Below are 13,003 nucleotides of genomic sequence, written 5' to 3'. Positions count from 1 at the left end.
TATATGTTTATCAGTAGCATTTGACATTCTGCTTTCAGCTTCTATCTATCTAAAGAATCATTAACTAATTGTTCAAACTGAGAATACAGTTGTTTTTGATGTATAGAAGGATAAACTTGTGTCATTAAAATAGCGATTGATTTTCTTTGTGGATCTATCCAAAATGTAGTGTTAAAAATGCCTCCCCAACTCAACTTCCCAACTTTAGCTCCATTTTTAAGTCCGGCTTCTGTTGCAATTTCAAATCCTAGCCCAAATTTATTTTTACCATTAACATTTAAATTTCCAATTTGATTGGTCGTCATTTCTTTAACCATTTCTGCAGATAAAATTTGTTTTCCTCCAAAAGAACCGCCATTTAAAATCATCTGCAAAAATTTAGCATAATCTTCTACAGTAGAACTTAATCCGGAACCTCCAGAAAAATAAGTTCTCGCACCAGTTATAGGATAATTAACATTGTAGCCATTGCTAATATTTGGTAACCTTTCTAACCTTCCGTTTTTTTCTTCGCTATATAAAACAGAAAGTCTGTTTGCTTTTTCTGCGGGAATAAAGAAATAAGTATCTGTCATTCCTAAAGGTTTCAAAATGGTTTCATTTACATATTCATCTAAATTTTTACCAGATATTGTTTGGATTACCTGTCCTAATACATCAATACTTAATCCATAATAAAACATCGAGTTTGGCTGCACTCCCAGAGGTGAAGTACCTAGTTTTGGCATTTTATCTTTAATGGTGATATTATCGGCTACAGCTAAATCTGGAATACCTTTTTGCTTATAAATTAATCCTAAACGAGGATCAATAAAACTATAACCAATGCCCGAAGTATGCGTCATTAAATTTTTTATGGTGATTGGTGAATTTGCATCTACAGTAGTGTAAGTTGTGTCTTTAGCGTTAAAAGAAGCCAACACTTTCATATTCGCAAACTCTGGGATGTACTTAGAAACAGGATCACTTAATTTAAGCTTCCCTTCTTCAACCAATTTCATTGCGGCTGCAGTAACTATAGGTTTTGTCATGGATGCTATCCTAAACTCTTCTATTGGGCGCATCAAAGCTTTTGATTCTCTATCCCTAAAGCCAAAACCTTTATCGTAAATTACTTTACCGTTAACGGCAACTAAAGCTGTTGCGCCTGCCATCCAATTATTTACCAAACCAGACGCTAATAAACTATCAATCCGATCAAGGTTTTTTTCTTCTATGCTTAGTTTTTTTAAATTTGGAGCAGCAACTAATCCATTATTTGTTTTTTCTGAACAAGCAGAAAGTGTAATGACACTTAATAATACAAGTGTTAAAACCTGATTTAACTTATTTTGTACTTTCATTTATTTATCCTTTTTTCTTTCTTCTCTTCGTTTAATTCTTTCTTCCTTACGCTTTTCCCTATCAACTTTAGCGTTTTTAAAATTATCTGCTTTAGCTTTTAAACTATCTTCTTTTTCTTTGGTAATTCCTACGCTTTGCTTAATTCCTTCAAAAATAGACTTCCACATCAAATTAAAAAACGAGCTTTCATTTGGACGTTTATAATAACTGTTTGCAACTATCAAAGGATCTTTCCCATTGGGATTTCCATTATTAACTAGCAAAGCATTGGCGAAAAACGAAATTAATCCTAATTTTTTAAACTTTTCTTCATCGTCTTTTTTCATTAACGAAATTTTTAAATCTTGGTATTTAAGCGTCATTGTTCCTCCAGCACCTGCTTTGTTTCCTTTCATGTTAAAAACAAAACTTTGTATCTGTCCCGAACTTGTAGATACTAATGCCATGTTTTTAAACAAATCGTTTAATGCCGACATCTCCATCGCACCCATGCTACCATCATAGTTAAAGGCTCCATTAGGATCGGTTAAATTAAACCCAATATGAACATTCATATTGCCTTTGCCCATTAAATTTGTTTGTATGTAAGCATTTGCTGTATTTTGTTTACTTAATGAGGCTGAATCATTAGTGACATTAAAAATTCGCCCCCTCATGTTTGAGAAAAAGACAGTCCCATTTGCTTTGCTTTTCGGATTGTACTCGGTATAGGCAACATTTGTGTTTTTAATGATTACCGTATCAACAATAATATTCCAGGCAATTCGGCTTAAAGCCAAATGAGGAAAATTTTTGCCTTTATCAATAGTTTTAGCTGGTTTGCCTCTGTCCATAAAAACATTTAAATCTCCGTTAGTTAAAGTTAAATTACTACTCTTAATTGTCCGTTCGTCTAGTAATTGGTCAAAATCTAAATCATTAATTAAAACAGAGTCAAAAGTTAGTTGATAACGTTCTTGTTGGGTTTTATATTTAGCAGTAAATGTTCTATTTGGATAGCGGGGAATTAAACCAACTCCAGTTAAAGTCAATTTTTTATTTTGTGTGGATACCAATGCATGTTTAAGTTTCATGTGATACATAGAATCTGAGGTAGCAAAAGAATAATCACTAATTTCTGCAATAACATCTTTAGTTCCGAATAATCTTGTGCTATCAAAACGTGAGGTAGAATCAATTAAAAGATCATTTATTCGGATATTCATTTTATCCAAAAATGTGATTTTTGGTTCCTCATAGTTTTGGTCTATATATTTAAACTTCACGTTATTTAAAAAGATACTTCCAATTTTTAAAGAATTTAATGTGCTTTTTAAACGCTCATAAGCCGTTCTGTTGTCTTCTTTTTTCTTCTTCTGATTTTTTAATTTGGTATAAAAAACTGCTAACTCTGGGTTTTGAATAGTAATGTTTTTAATATCTAGTTTTTTCTGACGATAAACTTTTATTGGGTTTGCGTTTTTAATAGATAGCTTGTAAATTTTTAATGAAATTAAGTTTTCCGGAGCTATGCCTTGTTTAATCATTTTCTGATAAACATCTAAATCGGGTTTTATAGAAACACTATCTACGGTTACGCTTCCGCTGAGGATGTTGACGCTGATATCAGAAAAATCTATGCGATATAAGCTATCTGTAGTATCTGTAAAAGTGTTTTTAATTACATTGGTGAGTAGTGGTTTCCACTGATTATTAATATACCAGGCTGCAGCTGCGGCAATAATAAGAATTACTATAAAAATTCCTGCGATCCATTTAAGAAGAGTATGTTTCTTTCTAGGTTTGTTTTCTTCCATATTTTAAAGATAATCATTTAGATAGGCAATTATGTAGCCAAAATTGTCTAAGAAAAATCGGTTTGTTTAAGATGATTTTTTCCTGATTTTTTCTATTTTTATAAAGATGGATAACGCTTTAAACATTAATACAAAAAAATAGAAAGGAAAATCACCAGATCTAAATAGCCTGTTTTAAAGTCTCAAAACGTTTAACACTCAGCCTTGAGCTAATGAATGAAGCTATAAATGCAATTACGGAAACAGTGATAAATACCAAAATAAAATCTGTGTATCTAATGGCCATTGGATATGCATTTACAACCATATTTCCTTGCGACATGCTAATGAAACCAAACTCAATTTGCAGATAGCAGAAAATCCACCCAAAAACTAACCCTATCGCACAGCCAATAAATGAAATCATCAAACCTTCTAATAAAAATATCTGACGAATCATGCTTTTATCTGCTCCCAAACTGTTTAAGACGGCAATATCTTTTTGTTTATCGATAACTAACATGGTTAAAGATCCTACGATATTAAAAGTGGCAATTACTAACACAAACGTAAGGATCAGATAAACCGCCCACTTCTCGGTATTTAAAATTTTATAAAGTAAAGCATTTTGTTGGATGCGGTTTTTAACAGAAAATTTGGCACCCAATTTATTTTGTAAGTCGCTTTTTAAATCGTCTCCTTGGTTCGCATCTTTTAAGATAATTTCTGCCGAACTGATGTTTTTTGATTCATTTAATAATGCTCTAGCAACACTTAAAGGCATGATTACCTCATTATCTGATTCTTGGTTAGACTCAAAAACGCCTACAGGTGGCAAATATCTGGAAACAAATTCATCGGCAGGGGTAAAGCCTGAAGATGTACTTTTATTTGGCGAATAAATTTCTAATAATCGTAAAGGATCATTGATATTAATGCCTAATGTATATTGAACTGTTGAACCAATTACTGCATAATCTTTACCATCTTCATTCAGGATAAATTCTCCTTGTAATAAAGTTTTCTTTAGTTCTTTATTTTTTAAAAATGAGGAACTTACCCCTTTAATTTCTCCAATAAATTGATTTTTATCGTAACGTAATAAAGCTTTTTCTTGCAGCACTTCGCTATAAACAGCAACTTTTGGGTCTTTAGATAAATTAATTAGGACTTTATTATTTGGATCAAAGGTTTTGCCTTGGACAGGTTCAATTACTAAATCTGGGCTTAAAGTGTTTGATAAAGAAATGACTAAATTCTCTAAACCGTTAAATGCAGAAAGTATAACAATTAATGCGGCGCTCCCTACAAAAACACCTAACATAGAAATGCCCGAAATGATGTTAATGGCATTGGTACTTTTCTTGGAAAAAAGATACCTTTTGGCTATGTAAAAAGCGGTTTTCAAAAATTAATGATTAAAAAAAGGGTTGAAATTTTTCTCGAAACCAATAGTAGTATGCGGCCCATGACCGGGATAAACTGCTACATTTTCTGGTAAGGTAAATAGTTGTGTATTTATACTGTTCAATAAAGCTTGATGATGGCCGCCGGGTAAATCTGTACGTCCAATACTGCCTTTAAATAATGCGTCGCCGCCAATTATAAAACCATCGGCTTTGCTATAAAAACAAAGATGTGCAGGAGAATGACCCGGAGTAAATAATAATTCTAGCTCGCCATTTCCTAATTTTATTTGCCCGCTTTCTGGTAAAAAATGCTCTGGCTCTGGTGAGAGTTCGTAATTAAGACCTTGTTGTGGTGCATAAGAAGGTACAGCTTGTAGTAATTGCAATTCTCCTTTGTTAAACATCGGCTTTAAGCCATATTGATCAAAAATAAATTTGTTACCCAAAACATGATCAATGTGGCAATGTGTATTTAGCAACATTAAAGGTTTTAAGCTATTTTCTTTAATAAAATTTACTACTGCATTTTGTTCTGCAGCTGTGTACATTCCAGGATCTACAATTGCACATTCTTTAGTTTGTGCATCATAAACTATATAAGTATTTTCTTGATAAGGATTATTTACAAAAGCTTTTAATTTCATAAATGATTACACAGATTTACAAGATTTCACAGATTGAGTTGATTATATGTCTTCTTTAAATTATTTTTGAAGTATCCAACTAGACACATCATCAATTACAGGTTGATCTACATTTCCTTGTTCTTGATATTGGGAAACACTTCCTTTCTCGCTGGCGAAAGAGAATAAATGATTTAATAGCGGATATAATTTAAAATCTACCTGTTTTTTTCCTTTTAAACCACTCACCCATAAATTATAATCCTGTTGGCTTACCTGAAAATCGTTACCTCCTTGAATTATTAAAATTCTGGAATCTAATTTTTTTGCTGTAGCAATTTGATTATATCCATTTAAATCCACCCAATAAGAAGCTGGTAAACCTAAGATTAAAGAATCTGGAGCTAACATTTTGCTGTTTAAAGTTTTGGCAAAATTCAATTGTTTTTCTGCATCAACTAAAGCTACTTTGCCGGCTTTTGTAGTGTCTTTTGATAATGTATAAAAATAGTTGTTTTGTTCTATCGAAATATCTTGAAGCTTTCTGGCTGGTGCTGCAGCTAAGATTATACCTTTTAAACTTGTTTGTGAGGCAATTCTTGGGGCTAACAATCCGCCTAAACTATGTCCAAAAAGATAAACTTTTTGAGAATCTACCTGAGGAACTTTTTTAGCGTAAGCAATTACATTTAAAGCATCATCCTCTACCTCTAATTTTGTAGTGAATGCACCTTTAAAATCTGACGGAAAAAGCGTTGTTCTTTTCACATATCTAACAGAAGCTATTCCTTTTGCAGCCAAGCCAATTGCAATATCCTTAAAAGGTTTATGAGCACCAACAGTTTCGTCCATATCTGAAGGACCAGAACCATGAACCAAGACCACAACCGGGCAGTTCATGCTGTCTCTTGGCAAAGTTAACATTGCAGGTAATTCATGATTTCCAGATTTTATAGAAATCAGTTTTTCTACATAACTATTGGGATCGTTATAAACGGGTAATTTATAAACAGCTTTATTATCTTTTGGTAAAGCAAAAAAGCCTACTAATTTATTGGCTTTGTTAAAAACAAATTGAAACGGCTGATTATCATTGGTAAACTTGCAATCTAAAACAACCACTTGATACTCGCCTTGTACTTTATTTTGCGCACCTTCAACAGATTCTAATTTCCCTAAATTAGCTTGAATCTGTTTCCAGATTTTCTCTAATGCTTCTGGCGGAAGTTTTTCTTTTACGCTTTCATCAAAAAGATTTTGCGCTTCGGTATATTTCCCTTGATCTAGCTTGTCAAAAAAATCATTAGCAGTATTGATGTAAGCTAAAATGTTTTGTGCTGAGGCGTAAAAACCCATCAACAAAAACAAAAACATTAATTTATATTTTCTCATTTTATAATCTTCTTAATTTTTCCACTTTAATGTTTTAATCAGTTTATCAATATCTGTTTTGATAAAATTTACAACAGGTTCAATAGAATCTGCTTGTGGCTTTTCATTAAAATATAATGCACCACGCAAAAAGTTTTTGGTACTATCTGTTAAAAAAAACTGAGTGGAAGATGCTGTATTGCCATCTATAGTATAGTAAATTCCGTGTACATTGTTTTCCGGAGAAGATATAATGCCTTCATCAATCCCGGTTGCTTTAACGGTATGTTTAAAAGCCAATTTTCTAGAATCTTCTATTAAACTGTTTAGCTCTTGTTTGTTTTTTATTTGATAGTAACTGATGTGCAACCTACCATTAAACTGTGGATAGGTTAAATTATACCAATTCGGTTGGTTCCCATCGGCACTATCCAAATACATTTTTGCATACTTTGGATATTCAAGACTGTAGTAGGGATTTTTATCAAAAGTTTCATACTCTTTTTTGGGAAATTCTAATCTGAAATATCCTCTGGGCTTTGGGGAGTAATCCTCATTTTGCCCACAAGCAGCTATAAATAGTGCAGAAAAAAGAATAAAAAACAAATATTTCATTAGGCTTTGAAGGTAAATATTTCTAGTTGATTATAAGCAGTTAAGAAAAGAAATTTTATTTTTAAAGCAACTATTTATTCCAGATTTCCCAGGATTTTTCTGCCTGCAAAACCAACATATCAGCTCCATTTTTTGTTGTTGCCCCTTGTTCTTTTCCTTTTTTTAGGAAAAGCGTTTCTTCAGGATTGTAAACTAAGTCATATAATAAATGCTTATCAGTTAGATATTGATATGGAATATCAGGGCATTCATTTATTGCTGGATAAGTGCCTAAAGGCGTTGTGTTCACTATAATTTGATATTCTGCAAGTGTTTTTTTTGATAGTTGATCATAACTTAAAATTCCTTTATTAGCATTTCTACTTACTAACTTAAATGGAATGTTTAATTTTTTAAATACATATTGAATGGCTTTTGCAGCACCACCGTTTCCTAAAATTAAAGCATGTTTATGGTGAGGTTTAATAAAAGGACTAATTGAGGTCTCAAACCCGTAAGCATCGGTATTGTAACCAATTAATTTTTTACCTTTTAGCGTTGATAATTCGCCCATCATTAAAGAAGTAACACATTTCCCAGCACAAACTTTAATGCAATTTACAGCCCCAACGCCTTTTGCTTCATCGCTTAATTCATCTATAAAAAGAATAACATTTATTTTATGCGGAATGGTAACATTTATTCCTCTTAAATCAGGATTATCTTTAATCAATTTTGGAAAATCGTTGATATTTTCCATCGTTATTAAACTATAAGAAGTTTCCTCGATGTTTTCTTTCTCAAATTTTTCTGTAAAATATTTTTCAGAGAAGGAGTGGGTTAAGGGAAACCCAATTAAGCCGTATTTTTTCATCGTCACTAAATCAAAAAAGCGTTTATTAAACGCTTTTTTATCTTATTTCATATTTAAAAAATGATTGAACGTATCTCCACGCAATCCTAAGCGAATGGTTTCTAAAGGAATAACTTCTGCAGGTGCAATATTTCCTAAATTTACATTAGAACCAATTAATTCTATAAACCAAACTTGTTGAGCCTTTTGTGGTGCTTCCCAAATAATGGTTTCTTCTGGTATTTGGGTTAAAATTTCATCTACCAAACCCTGACGCACTTCACCAGAATCTCTATAAATCCCTACATTTCCACCTTCCCTTGCTTCGGCAATTACCTTCCAGGAACCGGCTTCAATTTCGGCTTTCATCAATTTTATCCATTTATAAGGCGCAAAAATTTTCTTTTCGTCTTTAGATCCAACTTCAGAAATTACGGTAACCTGACTGCTTAGTTGGCGAATATATTCACATTTTTCATCATGAGGAATTTCTATTGAGCCATCAGAAACTTCTGCAAATTTCATGTCAAATTCATCCAATACTTTTCTGTAATCTTCAAACTGATTTCTAATTACAAAAGCTTCAAATAATGTCCCGCCAAAATAAACCGGAATGTTGTTATCTCTGTAAAGTTTCAGTTTTTCCTTAAGATTAGGAGTAACATAAGAAGTTGTCCAGCCTAATTTTACAATATCCGTATGAGAACCTGCAACTTCTAAAAAATCTTCTACTTGTCTAAGGCTAAGGCCTTTATCCATTACCATTGTTAAACCATTTTGTCTTGGTTTAACTGTACGTTCTGGTAAGTCGTTTAAATTATAATTCATATTTCTGGGTCAAAAGTCAAAAAAAAAATCCGAAATTTTATATCCGGATTGTTTTAACCTATATATTTTACATTAAATCTATTTAGAATAGCTGTTAATGATATCCACTATCACTTTATTAGATTGTAATTGTGGCAAATACTCAAATAATAAAAAGTGCTTTTCCACATCTGTACTTAAAGCAATTTGTAATTGATTTAATGCTTCATTGTACTGTCCGTCTGCAAAAAGATAGGCCACAAAACGGTAATATAAATCTGCAGAATCTGGATTATTCTTTATGCCTTCGGCGATGATCTCTACACATTTTTTTAAATCATTTTGTTCAAAAACGATGGAAGAGTAATCTAACCAAGCTTCAACATCTAAAGGATTAAACTCTATTACTTTTTCATATGCAATAACAGATTCTGTTAAATTATTCAATTTATAATGAGCATCTGCAATTGCAAACCAGTAGTCTGGGTTTTCATCATCGATATTTAGTGCTTTTTTATAGAAATGAAGTGATTCAAAATGGCGATCCTCAAAATCTAAGGTTACACCAATTCCATACCACGCATCCGCCATTTTAGTGTCCATTTTCACCGCTTTCTTATAAAACGAACGAGCTTCGTCCATTTTCTCTAGCTTTTCATAACACTCGCCCATGGCACAATAAGTATCTGCATTTGGCGGTTCATACTCAAAAGTTTGGCGATAAACTTCAATAGCTTCATTAAAACGATCTAATTGAACTAGGGCATTACCTTTATTAAAATACGCAGAAGCAAAACTTTCTTTAATTAAAATGGCGTAATCATAAGCATCAATTGCTTTTTCAAATAAACTTAATTTATGAAAAGCGTTTCCTAAATTATACCAGGCAGCAAAGGAGTAAGGTTCGCTATCTATATATTGCTCATAAAATAGAATGCTTTCCTCTTGCTTGTCTAAAACATCATAACAAAATGCCATTTCATACAAGGCATCTTGATTTTCCATATTGTTCTCCAGGCAAAGTTTCAAATATTTAATGGCTTCTTCATAATCGCCCATGTTTTGGTAAACAAAGGAAATCTGCATTAAAACCTCATCTTTAATTTCTGCCATTTCTAAGGCCTTTTTCAGATTTTCTAATGCATCATCATGGCGCTCCATACTTTCATATATGTTGCCTTTAATCATGTAAATATCTGCGTCTGAAGGTTCTAGTAATTCTGCTTTTTCTAAAGATTCAAAAGCAAGATCTATCTCGTTTGTAAAAACATACAATTGAGCTTTTTTAATGTGAAAAATTGCTGCAAAAGGATGTTGAGAAACTGCATATTCTATTACCTGTAAACCTTTTATAGGATCGTTTTTATCGATGTAGTAATCAACGATATTTTCAAAAGCCAAGGCATCAAAAAAGTACTGATCCTGATTACGGATCATCTCTTCATAACGCTCTACTGATAGTTTAGGGTCTTCAGCAAACTCAAATTCAAAGTCATCTTCCATGTTTGGTATAGATTTTAAAAAGAACGTTTATTAAATCACAATATTAAAAAGACCGACGCCTTTGAACGTATTATTACTCTCAAATTATAATTTTAAATTAAAACTCCCTCAATTTATTTATCCACAATTAAATGAGTTAATGTTAATTTATTGATTTTTAAATAGCTAGTCTGTTTTCTTCAATTTGATAATCATCGGCGAAAGCCAATATATTAATTTTTTGAATGGCTAATTTTTTGGATAAATAACAAATCTTTAACTTTAAAAACTTATTTGGATAATTATTATGAGCAAATTAATTAAAGAGTTTAACAACTATCGTACAAAAATGAACAGCCGTATTTCTGAAACGGCAAATACCAATATGAAGCGTTTTTTGGCTTTGGATAATACTACTTATGCAGATGGCGCTTTAAATACGAAGACAAAGGAAATGTTAGGTTTGGTTGCTTCTATGGTTTTGCGTTGTGATGATTGCATTAAATATCATTTAGGGAAATGCCATGAAGCGGGAGTAAATACCGAGGAAATGAACGAAATTTTTATGATTGCTAATTTAGTTGGTGGATCGATAGTTATCCCTCATTATAGAAGAGCAGTAGAATATTGGGATGAACTAAATGAAGTTGCTGATAAATAATGTGTTCAAAAAAACTAGCGCATAAAAAATTTAGCGCTAGTTTTTATATTTTCATTTCTACTTTATCACAAATTTATCTCCATTGGTGTAAATGCTCATTTTTACATCTTTAAATTTGATGAGCTTTTCATCTCCTGTTAAACCGTCAGTTTCCATATTTGAGAATTTAATCACCTGACTTTCGCCGGAAATGGATGCTGTGTTTTGGTGTACTATTAAAGCAGTACTTTCATCAATTCCGATGCAATCAAAATTAGGTTTTGCCTCTAGCGCAGAAATTAAACGGTTATATCTGCTTCTTTTTATAAAATGCTGATCAATGATTACAGAATCCAGTAAGCCTAAACCTTCCTGAAATTCGGTATTATTTTTCCAAAGTTTATTAAAGGTTTCTTTATAGGTTGTATCTCCCTGTAATTGTTTACCCGTAATCATGTATTTACTCATCACGGCAGCTCCGGCACTTGTACCAGCAATGGTACTTCCATTTTGATAGGCAAAATGTATAGCGTCATAAACTTTAGTGTTTAAAACAACATTCATAAACCGGTTTTGATCGCCGCCAGGAATATAAATTAGCTTTGCAGAGTAGAGTAAACTTAATTTTTGGGAATCGTTTACACTAATACTATCAAAATCTAAATTGATCACTTTTTTATCTGTTGCTGCTTTAAATTGTAAATCAATGTATTTAAAAGCGGTATCAGGCTCTTGGGTTGCCATAGGTAAAACCACAATATAATCGTTTGGCAAAAAGTTGGCAGTTTCAATCATTTTATTGATGAGTTTTTGCGAACGTATACCACCGCCAATTATAAACAAACTGCCTTTTGGCGATTGCTTTTGTGAATATCCATCAAAAGAAATAATGGAGATGGAAAAAAAGGCCAAAAAGGAAAAAGCTTTTTTCAAAGTCATTATTTGTAGATCAAAATTTCAATTTTACCATCTTTTGTGATAGATGCTCGGTACATCCCTGCGGTATTAAAAGGCATAGCCATTTTGCCGTTTTTATCCAAAGCAATTAAACCGCCATCGCCACCCATCTTTCCAACTTTATCAATTACGGTTTGAGTTGCTTCTTTTACCGATAAACCTTTATATTCTATTAGTGCAGAAATATCATAGGCTACTACGTTTCTGATGTAAAACTCACCCCAACCCGTACAAGAAACAGCTACGGTTTTGTTGTTAGCATAAGTACCCGCACCTATTATTGGTGCATCCCCAATTCTTCCAAATTTTTTATTGGTCATGCCACCGGTAGAGGTTCCAGCAGCAAGGTTTCCCTTTTTATCTAATGCTACGCAGCCCACTGTTCCAAATTTATAATCGTGATTTATTGTTCCTAATTTGGATACCTTTTGATTATGGTCTAAAACTGATTTTGTAGAATCTTCTTTTATGGCTTCTTTTAAACCGTCCCATCGTTCTTGTGTATAAAAATAAGAAGGGTCGACAATTTCTAAACCTACTTGATTTGCAAACTCCTCAGCACCTTTTCCCGCCATCATTACATGTTCTGATTTTTCCATTACTGCCCTTGCTGCACTAATCGGGTTTTTAATATTTCCAACTCCAGCAACCGAACCAGCCATTAAATTTTCTCCATTCATGATAGCAGCATCCATTTCATTTTTACCATCATGTGTAAAAACAGCACCTTTCCCAGCGTTAAAAAGCGGACAATCTTCTAGTACATGAATGGTTGCTTCAACTGCATCTATACTAGATTTGCCTTCTTGTAAAACTTTATAACCAGCTTCTAAAGCCTCTTTTAAAGCAACTTTATAGGCAATTTCCTTCTCGGGCGTCATTTTGCTTTTTAAAATTGTACCAGCACCGCCATGGATAACCATTGCATAAGTAGTGGTATCACTATCATTAGCTGTTGATTCTGAATTTTTTTCATTGTTACATGCTGTAACTGCCATAGCACCTATTAAACCTGTAAAAATTAGATTTCTTATCTTCATGTTATTTTTCCTTTTTAAATAATTCTCCGTTATTTATCAACTATTTAAACCGTTTATCATCATTTTATTTTAGTAAACTTAAATGTTATAATTAATATTTCGGGTTTG

The 13,003-nt window shown here is 32.5% G+C and carries 12 protein-coding genes; 1 reads left to right on the top strand and 11 read right to left on the bottom strand.

From position 1 onward, the window contains the following. Positions 1–41 precede the first annotated feature (41 nt). The 9 genes from A5893_RS13370 to A5893_RS13330 form a co-directional block, all read right to left on the bottom strand. A complete protein-coding gene (locus tag A5893_RS13370; protein ID WP_068823080.1) occupies positions 42–1,343 on the bottom strand; it encodes a serine hydrolase domain-containing protein in 1,302 nt (433 codons plus the stop codon). Further along, the gene (locus A5893_RS13365; protein ID WP_068823079.1) at positions 1,344–3,140 is read right to left on the bottom strand and encodes a hypothetical protein; all 1,797 of its coding nucleotides are present in this window, start codon (positions 3,138–3,140) and stop codon (positions 1,344–1,346) included. It lies immediately after the preceding gene. A 160-nt stretch (positions 3,141–3,300) separates the two neighbouring features. Continuing rightward, on the bottom strand, positions 3,301–4,527 hold the full coding sequence (locus A5893_RS13360) for an FtsX-like permease family protein (RefSeq protein WP_068823078.1): 1,227 nt from the start codon (positions 4,525–4,527) through the stop codon (positions 3,301–3,303). Positions 4,528–4,530: 3 nt separating this feature from the next. Continuing rightward, positions 4,531–5,172 carry an MBL fold metallo-hydrolase gene (locus tag A5893_RS13355; protein ID WP_068823077.1) on the bottom strand — a complete coding sequence of 214 codons (642 nt, stop codon included), beginning with the start codon at positions 5,170–5,172 and terminating at the stop codon, positions 4,531–4,533. Between the two features lie 60 nt (positions 5,173–5,232). Next, positions 5,233–6,543 (bottom strand): alpha/beta hydrolase, encoded by a 1,311-nt coding sequence (locus A5893_RS13350; protein ID WP_068823076.1) that lies wholly within the window; start codon positions 6,541–6,543, stop codon positions 5,233–5,235. Positions 6,544–6,555: 12 nt separating this feature from the next. After that, positions 6,556–7,137, bottom strand: a complete 582-nt coding sequence (gene gldD, locus A5893_RS13345; RefSeq protein WP_068823075.1) for a gliding motility lipoprotein GldD — start codon at positions 7,135–7,137, stop codon at positions 6,556–6,558. A 70-nt stretch (positions 7,138–7,207) separates the two neighbouring features. Then, complete coding sequence (locus A5893_RS13340) at positions 7,208–7,990, bottom strand: shikimate dehydrogenase family protein (RefSeq protein ID WP_068823074.1); 783 nt, start codon at positions 7,988–7,990, stop codon at positions 7,208–7,210. Between the two features lie 42 nt (positions 7,991–8,032). Further along, complete coding sequence (locus A5893_RS13335) at positions 8,033–8,797, bottom strand: phosphosulfolactate synthase (RefSeq protein ID WP_068823073.1); 765 nt, start codon at positions 8,795–8,797, stop codon at positions 8,033–8,035. Between the two features lie 78 nt (positions 8,798–8,875). After that, a complete protein-coding gene (locus A5893_RS13330; RefSeq protein ID WP_068823072.1) occupies positions 8,876–10,279 on the bottom strand; it encodes a tetratricopeptide repeat protein in 1,404 nt (467 codons plus the stop codon). 286 nt (positions 10,280–10,565) lie between these two features. Here A5893_RS13330 and A5893_RS13325 point away from each other — a divergent pair, with 286 nt between their 5' ends. Further along, positions 10,566–10,919 carry a carboxymuconolactone decarboxylase family protein gene (locus A5893_RS13325; protein ID WP_068823071.1) on the top strand — a complete coding sequence of 118 codons (354 nt, stop codon included), beginning with the start codon at positions 10,566–10,568 and terminating at the stop codon, positions 10,917–10,919. A 57-nt stretch (positions 10,920–10,976) separates the two neighbouring features. Here A5893_RS13325 and A5893_RS13320 read toward each other — a convergent pair whose 3' ends face one another. Together A5893_RS13320 and A5893_RS13315 are read right to left on the bottom strand one after the other, a co-directional pair. Beyond that, positions 10,977–11,837: a cyanophycinase gene (locus tag A5893_RS13320; protein WP_068823070.1), complete on the bottom strand. Its 861-nt coding sequence runs from the start codon at positions 11,835–11,837 to the stop codon at positions 10,977–10,979. Beyond that, entirely contained in the window at positions 11,837–12,895 is a 1,059-nt protein-coding gene (locus A5893_RS13315) for an isoaspartyl peptidase/L-asparaginase family protein (protein ID WP_068823069.1), read from the bottom strand. Before A5893_RS13315 ends, A5893_RS13320 begins: the two co-directional genes overlap by 1 nt. Positions 12,896–13,003: the final 108 nt, after the last annotated feature.

Origin of the sequence: Pedobacter psychrophilus (assembly GCF_001652725.1) — a bacterium.
Lineage (GTDB): Bacteria > Bacteroidota > Bacteroidia > Sphingobacteriales > Sphingobacteriaceae > Pseudopedobacter > Pseudopedobacter psychrophilus.
Note: the sequence above shows the minus strand (reverse complement) of the source record. Positions and strands in the feature narration are given on the sequence as shown.

Excerpts from the sequence above, each read along its gene's own strand:
- A5893_RS13370 (WP_068823080.1), bottom strand. The coding sequence starts at position 1,343 with ATGAAAGTACAAAATAAGTTAAATCAGGTTTTAACACTTGTATTATTA.
- A5893_RS13330 (WP_068823072.1), bottom strand. The coding sequence starts at position 10,279 with ATGGAAGATGACTTTGAATTTGAGTTTGCTGAAGACCCTAAACTATCA.
- A5893_RS13315 (WP_068823069.1), bottom strand. The coding sequence starts at position 12,895 with ATGAAGATAAGAAATCTAATTTTTACAGGTTTAATAGGTGCTATGGCA.
- A5893_RS13320 (WP_068823070.1), bottom strand. The coding sequence starts at position 11,837 with ATGACTTTGAAAAAAGCTTTTTCCTTTTTGGCCTTTTTTTCCATCTCC.
- gldD (WP_068823075.1), bottom strand. The coding sequence starts at position 7,137 with ATGAAATATTTGTTTTTTATTCTTTTTTCTGCACTATTTATAGCTGCT.
- A5893_RS13355 (WP_068823077.1), bottom strand. The coding sequence starts at position 5,172 with ATGAAATTAAAAGCTTTTGTAAATAATCCTTATCAAGAAAATACTTAT.
- A5893_RS13335 (WP_068823073.1), bottom strand. The coding sequence starts at position 8,797 with ATGAATTATAATTTAAACGACTTACCAGAACGTACAGTTAAACCAAGA.
- A5893_RS13325 (WP_068823071.1), top strand. The coding sequence starts at position 10,566 with ATGAGCAAATTAATTAAAGAGTTTAACAACTATCGTACAAAAATGAAC.
- A5893_RS13365 (WP_068823079.1), bottom strand. The coding sequence starts at position 3,140 with ATGGAAGAAAACAAACCTAGAAAGAAACATACTCTTCTTAAATGGATC.
- A5893_RS13350 (WP_068823076.1), bottom strand. The coding sequence starts at position 6,543 with ATGAGAAAATATAAATTAATGTTTTTGTTTTTGTTGATGGGTTTTTAC.
- A5893_RS13340 (WP_068823074.1), bottom strand. The coding sequence starts at position 7,990 with ATGAAAAAATACGGCTTAATTGGGTTTCCCTTAACCCACTCCTTCTCT.